Here is a 17,386-nt window from a genome sequence, read left to right on the forward strand (position 1 = left end):
CAAATGAATTCAAGTGAGCCTATAGAAATACTCCAAATTGGAAACGGGAATTTCCTCCGTGGTTTCGTGGATTGGATGATTCAAGTGGCTGATGAAAAAGGTGTTTTCAATGGAAAAATCCACAGTGTACAAATTCACTCCAAACAAGCCGATCCTAGGATGCAGCAACAAAACAACCGCTTTCATGTTTGGGAAGCTGGGATTGAAAATGGGAGAAAGGTCAGCCGGCTCAAGGAAATAAATTGTATCGCCGCGTATTCCTGTGTAAAAGAAGACTTTCAGAGTTTTTTAAAAATTGCCGAAAATCCTCATTTAAAATTTGTCATTTCAAACACTACAGAAGCGGGAATTGTAACTAATCCTGAGGATGAGAATTTTGAAAATATTCCAACTACATTTCCGGGGAAACTGACCCAACTGCTTTGGCGACGATATCTGCATTTTGATGGAAATCATGAAAAAGGATTAATCTTTTTACCCTGCGAACTCATCGAAAAGAATGGTCAGGAATTAAAAAAATGCATCCAATGGTATGCGAAAATCTGGAAATTAGAAGAGGATTTTTCTTTATGGTTGGATCAGGCCTGTACTTTCTGCGATACTTTGGTGGATCGAATTGTCCCGGGTTTCCCAAAAGAAAATTATTCTGAAATTCAGCCTCAACTTCATTTTCCAGATGAGCTACTAGTCATGGCGGAACCCTTCCATTTTTGGGCTATCCAAGGTCCAGACTGGTTACAGAAGATTTTCCCATTGGATATAGCAGGCTTGAATGTCAAATTCGTAAAAGACCTGACTCCCTACCGAACTCGAAAAGTCCGAATTCTAAACGGAGCGCATACGGCTTTAGTCCCTTTTGCCTTTCTTCAAGGTTTCAGAACGGTTAGGGAATGTTTGGAAAATCCCGAAATAGAAAATTGGCTAAAGGCTGTCTTATTCGAAGAAGTCATTCCAACTCTCGATGGGGATAAAGATGAATTAGAGACTTATGCTAATGAAATCTTGGAACGCTTTGCCAATCCATTCATCCGACATGAACTTCAATCTATCGCTCTGAATAGCATATCAAAATTCAAGGTTCGGGTCCTTCCCTCTATTCTAGCTTTTCATCAAAAATGCGGAAACTGGCCGAAAAAGCTTTGTGAGGCTTTTGCAGCCACCTTCATTTTCTATAAAGGTGAATTCAAAGGGACTTCTCTTCCCCTAAATGATCTTGCATCAGTCACAGATTTTTTTAAACAGGCTTGGAAAAATCCGGACGAAAATAAAGTCATTGAAGAAGTTTTGGGAAACACAGAACTGTGGGGTGAAGATTTAAACTCCTATCCAAGTTTGAAATCTCATCTGACCCAATCTTTGGAAAAATTAAAGCAGAAACTAGACAGATTTTAAGGTGATAGGATCCTGCTGAAGTAATCGAACCAAGGCTCGATATAACTCAGGCTTTCTAGCTTTGAACAATTCTGACCGTTCGAAAAAGTTTTCCAATGCCACCGCGAAGAATTCATGAGAGTCCTCCCCTCCTCTTTCACGAAAAAAGTAATCTATCCCTGTTCTGATAAGCTTCTGCTCCTCGTCTGCTAACTCTTGATATTCCGTCCAAATAACCGGATGAAAAAAATCGCTTTCCCCATTGTAGCGGATCTGATTCTCCAGCTTCAAAGCATGTGCTACTTCATGAATACCCAAATTCACACCGTCTTCATAATCTGCCAGACCTCTTGCAAAACAAGACCAGGAAAGGACGATAATTCCCAAGCGGGGATTAACTTCTCCACGATGATATGCTTTAGAAATATTGGAGAAATAAGTATCAGGATAAACCAGAATCTTCTTGAAATGCCGAAGCTGAACATTGGGATAGCCAAAGGTGACTTGAACAATCGTCGCACCAATCAGCACTTTCATCTCGGAAGTAATTTCTAGGAGATTACCTCGAGCGACAAACTTTTTATCAGTTAAAAGGTATTCAAGTCTTTGTTTGAATTCTTTCTGGTGGGTTAATCTGAGTTGGGAATAATATGGGAAGTATTTATTTAAAACTTCAACTTCTTCCTTATTTAGGCGGTGATGAAAAATTGCTCGCCAAATTCTCCAAATACTTTCAGAGACAAAACTTAGTAATTCAATAAAAAACATAAACAAATAAAAAAAAGGTAGCTGTTATTCCAACTACCTTTCTAATCTATTTTTTATCGTGCGTAATTCACGGCTCGCATTTCACGAATTACTGTGATTTTTATTTGACCTGGATACTGCATTTCCTTCTCAATTTTCTGTGAAATGTCGAAGGAAAGCTTGCTTGCAGTTTGATCATCTACATTTTCAGCATCTACCAAGACGCGTAATTCACGACCTGCCTGCATCGCAAAACACTTATTTACCCCATCAAAGCCAAGTGCCAATTCTTCTAGCTCTTTAAGGCGCTTGATGTAGCTATCCATGATTTCGCGACGTGCTCCTGGTCTTGAACCAGATATAGCATCGGAGGCTTGAACGATTGGTGAAATCATTGAAGTCATCTCAATTTCATCGTGGTGCGCTCCAATAGCATTGCAAACTTCAGGGTGCTCCTTGTATCGCTTGGCCAATTCCATTCCTAGAATAGCATGCGGAAGTTCCTGCTCTTCATGCCATACCTTCCCAATGTCATGCAGCAATCCTGCACGCTTGGCAAGCTTGGCATTAAGGCCCATTTCTGCAGCCATGATAGCCGCCAACTTCGCTGTTTCTTTAGAGTGCTGAAGCAAGTTCTGACCATAAGAAGATCGGAATCTCATTCGGCCCACCATCTTGATCAATTCAGGGTGTAATCCATGAACTCCCAAATCGATACAGGTTCGCTCACCGATTTCAACAATCTCCTCTTCAATATTCTTTTCGGTTTTCGCAACCACCTCCTCAATTCGAGCAGGGTGAATTCGACCATCCTGAACCAAGCGGTGAAGAGATAATCGAGCGATCTCTCTTCTTACAGGATCAAAGCCTGAGATAATGATCGCTTCAGGCGTATCGTCAACGATAATCTCAACCCCAGTCGCAGCTTCCAAAGCTCGGATATTTCTACCTTCCCTACCGATGATTTTACCTTTGATATCATCGCTTTCTATATTGAAAACAGAGACACAGTTTTCGATGGCATGCTCAGTAGCTGTGCGCTGAATGGTATCCAAAACAATCTTCTTGGCTTGTTTGGTGGCAGATAGTTTTGCCTCATCCAAAATGTCTTTGATACGGGAAGATGCTTTACTTTGCGCCTCGTCAGTAAGCATCTGCACCAATTGATCCCGTGCTTCTTCACGAGTCAATCCGGCAATTTTTTCAAGATCTGCAATTCGCTGATTGGTCACCCGATCGAGCTCATCCTTTTTCACTTTTACAGCATGAAGTTGAGCATCCAGATTTTCCTTCTTACTATCCAATTCAGCTTCTTTTCGCTTTACTTGCTCCAGTTCCTTGGATAGCTGTTGCTCACGCTGCTTCAGTTTGTTTTCATTGGTGATGATGATGTTTTTCTTGTGCGATACTTCCTCATCAAACTCAGCTTTGAGCTTCAAGTACTTCTCTTTGGCTTCTAGGATTTTATCCTTCTTGATAGACTCTGCAGAAATCTCTGCCTCCCGCAACATGGACTTGACCTTTTCTTTGGTCTCCTCCTCTAATTTTTGATGCTTATTTTTTATCAAAACGCTCGCTAGCGCTGCACCTGCGCCAAGACCTACCAGGCCGGCCAGGATGATATATAACACTTCTCCCATAGGTATTTTGGTATTTATTTGACCTGTCGGGAATCCTAAAAATTCGGTAAATCAGTGGGAATTCAACAATTATAACGCTTGGGAAAGCAAGGAATTGATTTGGGCTAAACTGGCTCTGATATGCTCACTATCTTCTGTATTTACCTCATTGGTTTCCAATGACTCCACCATGCAGTCAAAGGCTACCATTGCCAGTAAATCCTGATTATCATCAAGTCCAAATTCCGATTTATATTTCCTCAGCTTCTCATTTATCAACTTGCCCGCATGCCGAATTTTGGCTTCATCTTCCGCTTTTACCCGCATAGGATATTCCCGGTCACCGATTTTGATGCGTATAGCAAGAGTCTCCATTTATTCAGATAAATAGGTGATCAGTTGATCAATCTGTTGTATATAATTATTGATTAATTCACTCATTTCGGCCGAATCCTCCGGATTCACCGTACGGTTATCCACAATGTTACTAATTTTAATTTTATTTTTAAAATCCTCAATCGCCTGCTCTTTCTGGTCCAAATCAGCTTCCATTTGCGCCAATTTATCTTTCAATTGACGGTTTTCATCAGACATTTCAGCCAGCTTTAGACTTGCCTGTCTCGCCAATTTTTCCAGTTTTTGCAGTTCTTCGTGAATCATTTTTTAACTTCTAATGACGGCCCCTACTTCATTTTGGAAAGCCTCCATTAATTTATGCATTGTTTTATCAATTACCTTGTCGGTCAGGGTTTTTTCCTGATCCTGTAAGTGGAAACTCAAAGCATAAGCTTTCTTTCCGGCTTCGATTTTATCTCCTTGATAAACATCAAACACACCAATACGCTGAAGAAGTTTCCCTCCTGCCTTCAAGGCCACTTGCTTCACTTGATCATAGCTGATGGATTTATCCAAAACCAAAGACAAGTCCCTTCTTACCTCGGGAAACTTGGAGATTTCCTGGTATTTCTTCAAGCCTGAAGCCTTCTTGCAAAGCAAATCCCAATTCAAATCCGCAAACCAAACTTCTTGTCTTACTTCGGCAAGTTTCAGCAAGGAATCATCAACAAGACCTAGCGTACCCAATTCCTTTTGGCCAAGCATTAGTCGAAGACCATAATTAAAGGGCGCGCTTTCCACCATCTGCACTTCGCTAACTTCAAGGTTTAACTTTTCCAATACCTTCTCTACTGTGGAATACAAATCTGCAAAACCGAAAGGCTTGGAAGATTCAATCCAACTTTCAGCAGAACGATTTCCGGAGTGAAAAATTGCCAATCGTCTTCCCTCTTGGTAACCTTCTTCGGTTTTTTGGTAAACCGTTCCAAACTCAAATAATTTCAAATCCGTCTGACGTCGGTTGATGTTATGAGCCAAAACTTCCAATCCGCTGAAAAGCAAGCTCTGACGCATCACACCCAAATCCTCACTCAACTTGTTGTAAATTTCAACATTTAAGGATGGATCCAAGAACCCGGATTTTTCAGAATAAAGTGGCTTCGTCAAGCTATTGGTGATTATCTCATGATAGCCTTGGGAACCCAAGATTTCTGAAAGTCGGTATTGAAGCTTATTGAGATCCTTGACCGGATGCTCTGCGAGGTAATCGGTTTTCAGATTCTCAGAAAGTTCCACTTGCTGAAAACCATAAATCCTCAAAATCTCCTCAATGATATCCGCCTCTCGAGTTACATCCACTCGATAAGGTTTTACGATTGCTGTGAACCCCTTATCAGTTTCATTTTTTACCTGAATATCAAGCCCTTCCAGAATTGATTTCACTTGAGCAGGATCGATTTTCTTCCCAATCAATCTATTGATATGTCCATACTCCACCAGCACTTCAAAGTCAGCAACAGGCTCAGGGTAGATGTCGATGATTTCAGAGCAAACTTTTCCGCCAGCAATTTCCTGCAATAATTTCACTGCCTGCTTCAAAGCATAAACAGGCATATTTGGATCAGTTCCTCTCTCAAATCGGAAGGAAGCATCCGTCTTCAATCCATGAAATTGAGCACCTTTACGAATCACATCCGGGGCGAAGTAGGCTGATTCCAAGAAAATAGAGGTTGTTTGCTCTGTCACACCAGAGCCAATTCCTCCAAAAATCCCCGCAATACACATCCCACCATTCGGGTCGCAAATCATCAACTCTTCTCCGGACAGCTTTCGCTCTTTTTCATCCAAAGTCACAAATGGACTGTCTTTTGAGAGTTTTTTGACGATTACCTTTCCTCCGGCAATCTTATCGGCGTCAAAGGCATGCAACGGCTGACCCAAGTCATGCAAAATGAAATTCGTAATGTCCACTACGTTATTGATGGGCTCCATATCCAAAGACTTCAAGAAGTCCTGAAGCCATTTAGGAGATGGACCAACTTTCAAATTGGTAATTGTAATGCCAGCATAACGAGGGCAATCCTTAGAATCCTCCACGGTCACAGAAATTGCCGGACCGGATGTTTCAACTTGAATTTCAGGTTCCTGATTGATGCACAATTCCCTTCCTAGCAAGGCTTTCAAATCTCGGGCTACACCTAAATGAGAAGCAGCATCTGCTCGGTTAGGAGTAAGACCAATTTCTAAAACATAATCCTTTGTTACAGGAAATAGCTCTGTAGCTGGAGTTCCATTAGGCAAATCGGCATCTAAAACCATAATACCATCATGGCTGCTTCCCAGCCCCAACTCATCCTCAGCACAGATCATTCCCTCGGATACCTGACCCCTAATTTTGGCTTTCTTAATGGTAAAGGACTCTCCTTCGGTTGGATATAGTGTCGAGCCTACGGTGGCTACCAAAACTTTTTGCCCTGCTGCCACATTGGGAGCACCACAAACGATATGTGAAGGAGTATCTGAACCAATATCTACAGTGGTAATACTTAGTTTATCCGCATCAGGGTGTTTTTCACAAGTCAAAACCTCCCCAATTACAATTCCTTCCAAGCCTCCGGGAATAGAAATAAATTCCTCAATCCCTTCCACTTCCAATCCTGATTGGGTGAGTAGACTGCCTATTTCCTCTGGGGACTCAGTAAGTGCAATGTATTTTTTTAATCGATTGATTGAAATTTTCATAAAATCTGAAATTGAGTGCATGCATGCACGCTATTCAATAAAGAAAAAGGGTTCGTAAACCCCGATTTTCAAAGTAAATGACCACAAATTTAAGGGATTTAAATGAGGCCGAAACTGATTACTTGTAATTTTTCTCCCCTGCCTCAATCGGAATTTTTAAAATATTTTCCCGGGGAGGAATGGGGCAAGCATAATCAGGATTGTAGGCGCAGTAGGGATTATAAGCCAAGTTAAAATCAATAGTGATACTAGTTTTCCCATCCTGTCGGGCATTGATGTAGCGCCCGCCTCCGTAAGTTTCCCGACCACTCGTCTCATCTGCAAATGCCAAAAAGAAATTCCGCATATCAGTCTCGTCGATTGCCTGCAAAAGCAACAGCCTATTGGTCTGACCTCCCAATTCAAATTCAGCAAATGAATGCTCAATGTAACGCTCCTTACTTCCATCCGTCAGAGGAACTTCCCGGACCTTTTTTTCTTCATTGGGAATCAAGCGAGCTTTGACTTTATAGGTGGGATCAATAGGATAAAAGGTTAATTCTTTAAAGTCCCGCTTCTGTTCCTCCGTAAGTGGAGACTCAATGTTATATCGGATAAATTTGTATTGCCGCTCGCGCTCGGCTTCGATTTTTTCAATGTAAGTTTCCGGGTCTTCGGCACTCGTGAGCGTATAGATGACCGCAGCGAGTACCACCACGGTCACGAAGATGAGTAGAATATGGTTAGTTTTCATTTTTTACAGAATACCTTCATCGGCGAAGCTAAAATAGCCCATATCTGTAAAAATCACATGATCTAAGACCGGCAAATCCATTGCGCGGCCTATTTCGGTGAGCCGCTTGGTCAAGCGCTTATCCTGTTCAGAGGGACTGAGCGTACCACTCGGATGATTGTGAACCAAAATCACAGACTGAGCATGATGGTCCAGTGCTGTCTTAAAAACCACTTTTGCGTCAACCACAGTCCCTGATGTCCCACCTTGGGAAATCCTTTCCTTTTTGATGACCTGATTGGATCGGGTTAGCAATACCAAATAAAAATGCTCTACCAATTCATCAAATAATTCGGGTTTCATGAGCTCATAAACATCCCGGGAACTGGAGATTTTCACTCGTTTTCGCGGTTCGAGTACTTTTCTCCGTCGTCCTAGCTCCAATGCGCTGACAATACTGATCGCCTTAGCCTCTCCAATTCCTTTAAACTTCTTGAGATCCTGAACGCTTAGTCGCGCCAGCGCGGCCAAATCATGATTCACGGAAGCCAAGATATGCCGAGAAAGATCAACAGCACTGAGTGAGGGTGTTCCTGACCCAATTAGAATGGCAATCAGTTCAGCATCCGTTAAAGCTGTTTTTCCTTTTAGTAAAAGCTTTTCCCGGGGTCTATCTTCCTCGGATAGCTGAGAGATTTTGATTGATGTAGAAAAATCCATGTTTAAAAAGTTTATTGAAACTAAAAATACTGATAAACTGAAAATAAAAAAACCCCGACAAGCGGGGTTTTGAAAATAAGTTGAATGCTAATTAGCCAAGAGCATTGACAAATTTCGCAAGCTTAGATTTCTTATTGCTAGCGTTATTCCTGTGAATAATGTTCTTCTTTGCCAGCTTATCAAGCATAGAGGATACTTTTTTGTAAAGCTCCTGTGCTTCAGCCTTATCAGTAGCAGCTTTCAATCTCTTGATGAAAGTTCTAGTAGTTTTGGCTTGATATCTGTTTCTCAAACGCTTCGCTTCGTTGGCACGAATTCTCTTTAGAGCGGATTTGTGATTTGCCATATCTTGATTTTAATAAATTTCTTTACGATCCCCTAACCGAATTGGAGTGCAAATTTACGGTAAATAATTATTTCCGCCAAAGGATTTTATTAATTACCTCACTAAAATTCAAACTGAAGAAATCGAAAATTTTACGTGCTAGATTAATTTCCGACAAATATAAAGGCTTTTTGATGTTTTTCAGCTCGTTAATTCTGTTTATTTTGAAAAATGAAATTTTTTATGATCTACATATTTTACCTCTTTTTAAATGGATCTACCCTTGCTCCCTGGGGATTTTTTGCTCATCAACTGATCAATCGGCTCGCTGTTTACTCACTTCCTCCGGAGTTAATCACTTTCTATAAACCTCAAATTCAGTTTATTACAGAAAAAGCTGTTAATCCGGATCGAAGAAGATATGCCGTAGAGGGCGAGGCCGAAAAACATTACATCGACTTGGATCAGTATGGAGATTCTGCGCTTACTATTCTACCAATTTATTGGAATGAGGCCGTAGAAAAATTTGGAGAGGATAGTCTCCGAGCTCATGGAATAGGTCCTTGGTCTGCCTATTTGACCTTTCTAAACTTGGTTGAGGCTTTTGAGAAAAAGAACAGCGCTGCTATTCTCCGCCTGTCAGCTGATTTGGGTCATTATTTAGGGGATTTGAATGTCCCCTTACATACTACCATGAACTACAATGGACAGCTTACCGGACAGGAAGGAATACATGGGTTTTGGGAAAGCCGGGTACCTGAATTGCTTTCTCAAAACTTCTCGCTGTGGGTAGGGAAAGCTGAATACATAAAAAAGCCTCAAGAGGCAATCTGGAAAGCTGTGGAAGAAGCCCATAGTCAAGTAGATAGTGTCTTGAATTTTGAGCGTGAATTGAGCCGGCAATTTTCTGATGATCAGAAATATAGCTTTGAAGAAAGGAACCGCTTAACCACTCGGGTTTATTCCCAAGAATTCACCGAGGCCTATGCCATTGCTTTGGATGGAATGGTAGAACGTCAAATGCGAAAATCCATCAAAATGATTGCTGGTTTTTGGTATACCGCATGGGTGAATGCAGGTCAGCCGGACTTATCGAAGTTTGAGACTAACACTCAACCGGAAGAAGAAGAACTTCCAACAAATCCATCACTACGAGTCAGAACTCACGATAATTAGTATGGACTTTATCTAAAGTTAAGAATTCAAATATTCAGATATTGCTTTCCCCAATCGCTCAAAGGTATCTCTGAAGACATCCTCTTCTTCTTCCAATAAAGTCACCCGAAAACCTCTCAAGTCCGAACAAAAGGAAGAAATGGGAACCACACAAATCCGTTCTGATGCCAGTAAGTAATAAACAAAGCGCTTGTCGAGTGGCATATTTGGATCAGAAACCCATCCTTCAACCAAGGTTTGCAGGCGAGGATCAGAAATAGAAAGCTGTTGATTTGGATTCAAGACACCATCTTCAAAGACAATTGTATTGTAAAAAGCTCCTTGGGTAGGATTGAATTTTATTCCAGGAATCTGTCCTAGAATATCTTCCATCCATTGACTCCGTTTTCCAATTTCCAAATTGGCCCTTTCCCGGTATTTCAAATATTCCGGATGGCTCATGATTTTTGGAATGGCCAATTGAGGGAGAATAGTCGAACATACCTCAATCATTTTGGCATTTTCAAGGGTCTGACAGAGTTTGGAAAACTCTTTTGAATTGCCCCGATTGTAAAATTCCATCCATCCACAGCGAGCTCCGGGCCAAGGAAACTCTTTGGAAATTCCTTTCAATGAAATTGCAGGGCGATTCCCAATCACTTCCGCTAAAGCGACAGCTTTGATTCCATTGTAAGTGATATTCTGGTAGATTTCATCTGCAATCAGAAGTAAATTGAATTCCTCTGCAATTCGTACAAATCCTTCCAAAACCTCCTTCGGATACACCATACCGGTAGGATTATCCGGATTAATGATCAAAATCCCGACAATGGAAGGATTGTATTTGACTTTTAGATAGAGGTCATCCAAATCCGGTAACCATTGATTATCTGGGTCCAGCTTGTAGGTAATCGGAGCGGTATTGGCGTGCGCCGCCTCAGCCGAACTATGAGTAGAATACGCAGGCGAAGGGCCAATAATCCGTGCTGTGGGAATCAAAAATTGATAAAGCTTTGCGATCGCATCTCCTAGCCCATTGAAAAATAAAATATCCTCAGGACTGATCTGGGTTCCTCCCTTTTCATTGGTGAGCTCTGCCAAAAATTGGCGAGTCTCCAAGACGCCTTTAGAATCTGCATAACCGTAGGTTTTATCTTCCTGAACCAGATCCGCAATGATGGCCTTCATCCAATCGGGCACCTGATTGTGTTTCTGAATGGGATCTCCGATATTTTCCCAAGTCATGGGATAACCCAGAGCTTCAATCTGTCTGGCTTTTTTAACGATCCCACGGATTTCGTAGGATAATTCCTCAGCTCCCGGTCGTAAAAGTAGCTGTCTCATAGTTTAATAGGCTGGTTGGAAAAAGATCCAATACAAAGAAAGCGAAAAGTCGGAGGAAAAGGATTGATTTACTATTCATTATCCAAAATCAAATAAACTCCATAGATTTCTGATCTTCCAACACTATTCCCCCAAGCAAAATGAATCAACCCAATTCCCAAGTAGACCTGTTTCTAATAGAGGGCTGCATGCGCTGTTCGAAAGGAGCCACTCCAGCCTGCAAGGTTCACCAATGGAAAGGCATTCTAGAAAAGCTGAGACAAATGCTTCTCGAGAGCGAACTGATCGAAGAAAGAAAATGGGGTGTACCAACTTATACCCTGAATAGAAAAAACGTGATTATGCTCGGGGTATTCAAAGAATCCTGCGTTATCAGCTTTCTGAAAGGCAGTTTGATGAAAGATCCAGAGGGAATTTTGGAACTGCCCGGCCCAAATTCAAGGGATGGGAGATTGATACGATTTACACTAGATGAGCAGGTAGTCAAGTTGAAAGACAAAATCCGAGGCTTTATACTAGAGGCGATTGAAATAGAAAAATCAGGCAAAAAGCCAGAAAGGACTTTGAAGGATCAACTTAAAATTCCTGAAGAGCTCAAACAAAAATTCGAGGAAGTTGAAGGACTGGAAAAAGCTTTTAATACCCTTTCACCTGGCAGGCAGAGAGGATATGTAATCCATTTTTTAGGCTCAAAGAAAAGTCAAACCCGAATTAATCGGATTGAAAAATTCATTCCAAAAATCATGGAAGGAAAAGGAATGATGGATTAGAATCTCCTAATACTTAGAAATGAATCACTTTTTCTTTTCAGCCTTCACCATATTTTTAATTCCTCTAAGTAAAGCATCCGGATTAAAGGAAATACTATCAATTCCTGCATCAATCAAAAACTTAGCGAATTCTGGTTTATCACTAGGAGCCTGACCACAAAGACCGATCTTCTTACCATTTTTTCGAGCTACCTTGATTACTTCAGAAATCATCCATCTCACGGCTGGATTATTCTCATCAAACAATTCACTCAAAATTTCCGAGTCCCGATCTACCCCAAGAGTAAGCTGGGTCAAATCATTGGACCCAATAGAAAATCCATCAAAGACCTTTGCAAATTCTTTCGCTAAAATCACATTAGAAGGAATCTCTGCCATCACATAGACTTCCAATCCTTTTTTACCCCGCTTGAGCCCATAAGTCTCCATAATTTTCAGAACTTTTTTGCCTTCCTCGGGAGTTCGGCAAAAAGGAATCATGACTTTAAGGTTATCCAATCCCATATTATTCCGAACTCTTTTTACAGCTTCACATTCCAATTGAAAGCCTTCCCGATAGTTTTCATGATCATAGCGTGATGCCCCGCGGAAGCCGATCATTGGATTTTCCTCCGACAGCTCAAATTGCTTTCCTCCCAAAAGATTAGCGTATTCATTGGACTTAAAATCACTCATTCGCAAAATCACATCTTTGGGATAAAATGCGGCTGCGATCGTTCCGACTGCTTGTGAAAGCTTATCCACGAAATATTCTTTTTTGTCCGAATACCCTTCGCAGAGCAGTTCGATATGTTCTTTCGCTTCATGATCCTCCAGTTGATCAAAATGGACCAAAGCCATAGGATGAATCTGGATGTTTTTCGTAACGACAAACTCCATCCGCATCAAACCGACTCCTTGATTTGGAAAAAAAGAAAGATCAAAAGCCTTTTCAGGATCGGCTAGAATAAACATGGGCGCTGTTTTTGGAAGCTTCATTCCTTTGAAATTATGCTCATTTATCTTCCATTTAAGTTGACCTGAATAAACCTTACCAATCTTACCCGATGCATTATCAATCGTGATTTCATTCCCATTCTTTAAAACTTCCAAGGCATCTTCTGCTCCCACTATTGCCAAAGCTCCCATTTCTCGAGCTACAATAGCAGCATGACTTGTCCTACCTCCTTTTGAGGTAATGATGGCGGCAGCCTTTTCCATAATGGGATCCCAATCGGGATTGGTGATTTCAGTTAATAAGATTTCTCCTTCTTTCAACAAATCTGCTTCTTCCGCGGAATGAAGAACCTTGACTTTTCCTGAAGTAATTCCATTTCCTACAGCATATCCAGAAGTGAGCAAATCTCCTTTTTCCATTAAGGAATATTCCTTCAATTTAAAATGATCTTTCTCCGTATGAACTGTTTCGGGTCGGGCCTGAACAATAAATAATTTACCAGAATGTCCATCCTTAGCCCATTCGATATCCATAGGCAACCCGTAATGCTTTTCGATTTGCACCGCCCATTTCGCTAATAATTCCACTTCCTCATCAGAAAGCACCAATAGCTTTTGTTTTTCTATTGGGGTATTCAAGTTCACTGTCCCTCCAGATTTTGAATAGATCATGGTCTTTGTCTTGGAACCTGCCTTTTCGGAAATGATCGATTTTTTACCTTTTTCCAAGGAAGGTTTAAAAACCAAAAATTCATCAGGAATGACGGCTCCTTGAACAATATTCTCACCCAAGCCCCAACAGCCTGTAATCAAAACAGCATTGGGAAAACCGGATTCCGGATCGATGGAAAAAATAACTCCGCTACTCGCCAAATCAGCTCGAACCATCAATTGTACCCCAACTGACAGGGCAATTTCAAATTTATCGAAGCCTTTGTCGTGTCGGTATTTGATTGCTCGTGCATTGTAAAGCGAAGCAAAACAAGAGCGTACAGTCTTAACCAATGCTTCATTACCGCTGATATTCAAAAAAGATTCATGAAGTCCTGCAAAACTTGCACCTGGAAGGTCTTCCGCAGTCGCACTACTTCTGACTGCCACATCCACGGTCCGTTTCTCTACTTTGCACAATTTCTCATAATGCTTCTCAATTTCCTTCACCAATGAGTCTGGAATTTTTCCTTTCAAAATCAAGGATTTGATGGCATCAGAAACTTGCTTGAGATTTGAAAAATTATCTTTATCCAACCTTGCTAATTGATCCTGGATTTTTTCCTTCAAATTATTTTCCTCAATAAAAAGTCGGTATGCTGTAGCTGTAATGGCAAATCCATTAGGAATATGAACCCCTAAAGGATTGAGTTTTTGAAACATCTCACCCAAAGAGGCATTCTTTCCTCCTACTTTGGGAACATCCTCGATTCCGATTTGGTCAAATGTTAAAATGAGCGCATCCATGGCAGTCAGGTTTTAAATTAAAGAGTACCCAAGCTACCAATCCAGAGATGAACCTCCTATGACCTTTTTAGGGGGATTTTCTGATATATGTCAGTAATTCTGAGGATTTTGCTAAAACCCAAAAATCAATCTAAAAATGTTAGAAAAGTGCTTCTACTTAAAATCCTCTACCCGCATTCCCTTTCGGAAGGTATCAAAACCAAACATCGTGGGATTATATGCGCCAACGTAATCAACATTCAAATCTGGGGTAATCACTTCAGACATTCCCAAAAGCCAAAAAGAGGCATTGACAATTAATCGTCTGAGATCCTCACTTTGAAAATCCAATGAAGCACCCAAAGTAGAGGCAAAAGCCATTCCCGGGGAACCTCCTTCAATTTGGTAGGGCTTTGTCCAAGCAATAGGCATAACGGCTTTTTCCCAAATCACGGGAGCATCCGAAGTCATTCCAGCTGTACTTTGACCATACAAAAGCACATGAGCATCTTCCGGAAGGTGTTTGATTCCATACACATCGGAAGCGCCCCAAATATCCTGAACTCCCCGAAGCACCGGATGATCATTTTGTAGCCCGACTCCATCTACCAAAGCCCGAGTCCCTTCTTTTCCATGAATACCATGATGATTAACCCAAGTTTCTCCAAAAATCCGCTGTCCGAAACCTCTTTCCCATCCTTCGTCTTTACTCATCCAATCCCACTTTGCAAACTTTGACTCCTTATTCTTTTGATAGGCAAAGGCGTGGGTAGACGTTCGCAAGCCGATAATAGGTTTACCTGCTTTTAAAAAGTTTTCGATGTATTGGCTTTGTTCATCCGGTAATTCCCGAAAACGAATTAGCATGATCATTAAATCCGCTGATTCCAAATGTTCCAAACCGGGAATATTGTTTTGATAATTCGGCACCACATCTCCTGTAGCAGGATCGATTGGAAAAAGGACCGTGGTCTTAAATCCATATCGATAGGCCAGAATTTTACCCAACATTGGCATGGATTCCTCTGATCGATACTCATCATCTCCAGCCACCAGCACTATATGTTTTCCTTTTCCCGGACCTTGTTCTCCTTCAAAATGGAGGTATTGCTGTGCTTTTGAATAATTTGAAATGAAGAAAAGAAGCAAAATGGAGGAAAACAGGATTATCCGGGTCATGGGAAATTATTTTTTGGAAAAGATTTTTTTGAAACCAGAAATTACTAAAAGCGTGATAAATCCTACTCCTAATCCCAAAATAAAATCCTTAATGATTCCTGGCCATGAAGGGAATAAATGGTGCAGAAAATCAATATTGTGTGTAAATATCCCTCCCGAAACCAAGAGCAAGGCGATAGTTCCAATATATCCGATCACTCGAATTACCACTGGAAGAGCCTTTACTAAAAAGCGGCCAATCTTATCCGAAATGGTATCATCCTCCGGATTGAGTGCGATCAATTTGTAACCGAACTCATCCATCCGAACAATCAAAGCAACCAAACCATACACTCCTACTGTGGCAAGCAAAGCAATGATGGAAACCACCACTATTTGGGTGCTAAGCGACTGATCGACAACGGTTCCTAATGCAATGATGACGATTTCTACTGAGAGGATAAAATCCGTGGTAATCGCAGATTTTATCTTGGTTTTTTCATGGGCCAAAACCTGATCCTGAGTTACCTCTTCTTTCAAATTGACTTGTTGATGTTGCTGGTGAGGAATAAAAAACTCCAATATTTTTTCCGCCCCTTCATAGGCCAAATACAAGCCTCCCAAAAGTAAAATGAATGTAATCGCTACTGGAAGAAATGCACTCAAAAGAAAAGCAACAGGAAGTATGATCAGTTTATTGAGCAGGGAGCCCTTTGTAATTGCCCACAAAACCGGCAATTCCCGATCCGGTACAAAACCTGATGCTTTTTCAGCATTTACCGCCAAATCATCTCCCAAAATCCCAGAAGTTTTCTTTGCCGCCACCTTAGTCATGGTAGCCACATCATCCATTAAGGTTGCGATATCATCAAATAGTGCAAATAATCCAGAAGCCATGTCGAATTAGGATTTACGAAATACGAATTACGAAACTAAGGAGAAGTGAAGGTTTAAAATAGAATCCAGCCTTAATTTAAACTATTCCTGATTGAATCAATGAAATTTTAAATTCCTATAAGATCTAGAAAAATTCAGAAGCTACATTTCACGCTACCTTTGAACTTTAAAACCTTACAACTCCTTAGGATCAAAAATCAGTGGAAAGAACTTCCCTTCCATTTTATGTCCTTTCGGAATCACAGGAACACCTTCCAAAAGTGGTTCATCGATATTGGATACGGTGCCATCAGCAAAGACATTCAAAACAAAGGCTTTTCGGGACCTGTCTGAATAATTGGCAAAGCTCCCATGCACTAAAAGTGGATGATGAAAAGCCGCATAACCTGCTTTCAGAGGAATAGCCACTGGTTTAAAATCAGCCTTTTGCTCTTCAGTCATCATGGCCATCAAGCCATCCATTTCACCTGCCAGTGCAGGTTTTTCTAAAAGTCCCCAACGATGCGACCCCGGCACATACTGGAGACAACCGTTTTCTTCTGTGGCATCATCCAGTCCACACCAGCAGGTCAAGTGCTGCATCTCGATTGTTCGAGTCCAGTAGCTGTAATCCTGATGCCAGGCGACATTCCCACCATGATGGGCAGGTTTGCAAAAAAGCTGATCATGCCAAAAGCGAACAGCTCTATCTCCCAGCAATTGAGAAGCAGCCATGCGAAAAGCTGGATTCCAAATCACATCGTGAAAAGCCTCAGCTATTCGCCAATGTCCCAAGGAATGAAAAAGCACCTTGTTTGGATCCCCGGATTCATTGCTGTGAAATTCATGAAATAGATGATGAAGCGGATGCTTGGGATCCATGACCTCATCAAGCGCTTTTTTTAGGGTTTCGATTTGTTTTTCATCCAAAAGCTTGATGCCTGCTAAATATCCATTCTCCTCAAAAAACTGAATCTGCTCCGGACTGAGGCGATATTGATCCCAATCGGAGGCAGTTTTAGGCTGAAGAAACAGATCAGTAATAGGGTGATGAAAATCGGCGAGGTCTTGCATGGATTCTGAGCTATTGAACAAATTTGAAGTTAAAAAATCTTGTTATGATTTCCTTTCTTCTTTT

At 41.2% G+C, this 17,386-nt stretch carries 16 protein-coding genes; 3 read left to right on the forward strand and 13 right to left on the reverse strand.

Annotation, left to right across the window (positions count from 1 at the left end; all coding sequences use genetic code 11):
* Positions 1-3: 3 nt before the first annotated feature.
* Positions 4-1,392: a tagaturonate reductase gene (locus E4S40_RS13255; protein WP_135074980.1), complete on the forward strand. Its 1,389-nt coding sequence runs from the start codon at positions 4-6 to the stop codon at positions 1,390-1,392.
* Here the strand turns inward: E4S40_RS13255 and E4S40_RS13260 are convergent.
* The 8 genes from E4S40_RS13260 to rpsT all read right to left on the reverse strand — a co-directional run bounded on the left by E4S40_RS13260 (position 1,378) and on the right by rpsT (position 8,593).
* Entirely contained in the window at positions 1,378-2,139 is a 762-nt protein-coding gene (locus E4S40_RS13260; RefSeq protein ID WP_135074983.1) for a zinc-dependent peptidase, read from the reverse strand. The genes E4S40_RS13255 and E4S40_RS13260 overlap by 15 nt on opposite strands.
* 53 nt (positions 2,140-2,192) lie before the next feature.
* A complete protein-coding gene (gene rny, locus E4S40_RS13265) occupies positions 2,193-3,758 on the reverse strand; it encodes a ribonuclease Y (RefSeq protein ID WP_135074986.1) in 1,566 nt (521 codons plus the stop codon).
* Between the two features lie 69 nt (positions 3,759-3,827).
* Positions 3,828-4,112, reverse strand: coding sequence for a cell division protein ZapA (locus E4S40_RS13270; RefSeq protein WP_135074989.1), 285 nt, complete (start codon positions 4,110-4,112; stop codon positions 3,828-3,830).
* A complete protein-coding gene (locus tag E4S40_RS13275; RefSeq protein WP_135074992.1) occupies positions 4,113-4,397 on the reverse strand; it encodes a hypothetical protein in 285 nt (94 codons plus the stop codon).
* A gap of 3 nt (positions 4,398-4,400) precedes the next feature.
* On the reverse strand, positions 4,401-6,815 hold the full coding sequence (pheT, locus tag E4S40_RS13280; protein WP_135074995.1) for a phenylalanine--tRNA ligase subunit beta: 2,415 nt from the start codon (positions 6,813-6,815) through the stop codon (positions 4,401-4,403).
* Positions 6,816-6,933: 118 nt separating this feature from the next.
* The gene (locus tag E4S40_RS13285) at positions 6,934-7,548 is read right to left on the reverse strand and encodes a DUF1684 domain-containing protein (protein WP_135074998.1); all 615 of its coding nucleotides are present in this window, start codon (positions 7,546-7,548) and stop codon (positions 6,934-6,936) included.
* A 3-nt stretch (positions 7,549-7,551) separates the two neighbouring features.
* Positions 7,552-8,247, reverse strand: coding sequence for a RadC family protein (gene radC / locus E4S40_RS13290; protein WP_135075001.1), 696 nt, complete (start codon positions 8,245-8,247; stop codon positions 7,552-7,554).
* Positions 8,248-8,338: 91 nt separating this feature from the next.
* A complete protein-coding gene (gene rpsT, locus E4S40_RS13295) occupies positions 8,339-8,593 on the reverse strand; it encodes a 30S ribosomal protein S20 (RefSeq protein WP_135075004.1) in 255 nt (84 codons plus the stop codon).
* Between the two features lie 222 nt (positions 8,594-8,815).
* Here rpsT and E4S40_RS13300 point away from each other — a divergent pair, with 222 nt between their 5' ends.
* A complete protein-coding gene (locus tag E4S40_RS13300; protein ID WP_394345422.1) occupies positions 8,816-9,748 on the forward strand; it encodes a zinc dependent phospholipase C family protein in 933 nt (310 codons plus the stop codon).
* A gap of 18 nt (positions 9,749-9,766) precedes the next feature.
* Here the strand turns inward: E4S40_RS13300 and E4S40_RS13305 are convergent, their stop codons facing one another.
* Complete coding sequence (locus tag E4S40_RS13305; protein WP_135075007.1) at positions 9,767-11,071, reverse strand: pyridoxal phosphate-dependent aminotransferase; 1,305 nt, start codon at positions 11,069-11,071, stop codon at positions 9,767-9,769.
* 140 nt (positions 11,072-11,211) lie between these two features.
* Here E4S40_RS13305 and E4S40_RS13310 point away from each other — a divergent pair, with 140 nt between their 5' ends.
* Positions 11,212-11,841 carry a YdeI/OmpD-associated family protein gene (locus tag E4S40_RS13310; RefSeq protein WP_135075010.1) on the forward strand — a complete coding sequence of 210 codons (630 nt, stop codon included), beginning with the start codon at positions 11,212-11,214 and terminating at the stop codon, positions 11,839-11,841.
* A 24-nt stretch (positions 11,842-11,865) separates the two neighbouring features.
* On the opposite strand, the gene ppsA is transcribed toward E4S40_RS13310, so the two are convergent.
* From ppsA to E4S40_RS13330, 4 genes are all read right to left on the reverse strand, one after another.
* A complete protein-coding gene (ppsA, locus tag E4S40_RS13315) occupies positions 11,866-14,235 on the reverse strand; it encodes a phosphoenolpyruvate synthase (RefSeq protein ID WP_135075013.1) in 2,370 nt (789 codons plus the stop codon).
* A 153-nt stretch (positions 14,236-14,388) separates the two neighbouring features.
* Positions 14,389-15,393, reverse strand: coding sequence for a ThuA domain-containing protein (locus E4S40_RS13320; RefSeq protein WP_135075016.1), 1,005 nt, complete (start codon positions 15,391-15,393; stop codon positions 14,389-14,391).
* A 6-nt stretch (positions 15,394-15,399) separates the two neighbouring features.
* The gene (locus E4S40_RS13325; RefSeq protein ID WP_135075019.1) at positions 15,400-16,269 is read right to left on the reverse strand and encodes a DUF808 domain-containing protein; all 870 of its coding nucleotides are present in this window, start codon (positions 16,267-16,269) and stop codon (positions 15,400-15,402) included.
* A 174-nt stretch (positions 16,270-16,443) separates the two neighbouring features.
* A complete protein-coding gene (locus E4S40_RS13330) occupies positions 16,444-17,322 on the reverse strand; it encodes a phytanoyl-CoA dioxygenase family protein (protein ID WP_135075022.1) in 879 nt (292 codons plus the stop codon).
* Positions 17,323-17,386: the final 64 nt, after the last annotated feature.

The organism is Algoriphagus kandeliae (assembly GCF_004571135.1).
Taxonomy (GTDB): Bacteria; Bacteroidota; Bacteroidia; order Cytophagales; family Cyclobacteriaceae; genus Algoriphagus; species Algoriphagus kandeliae.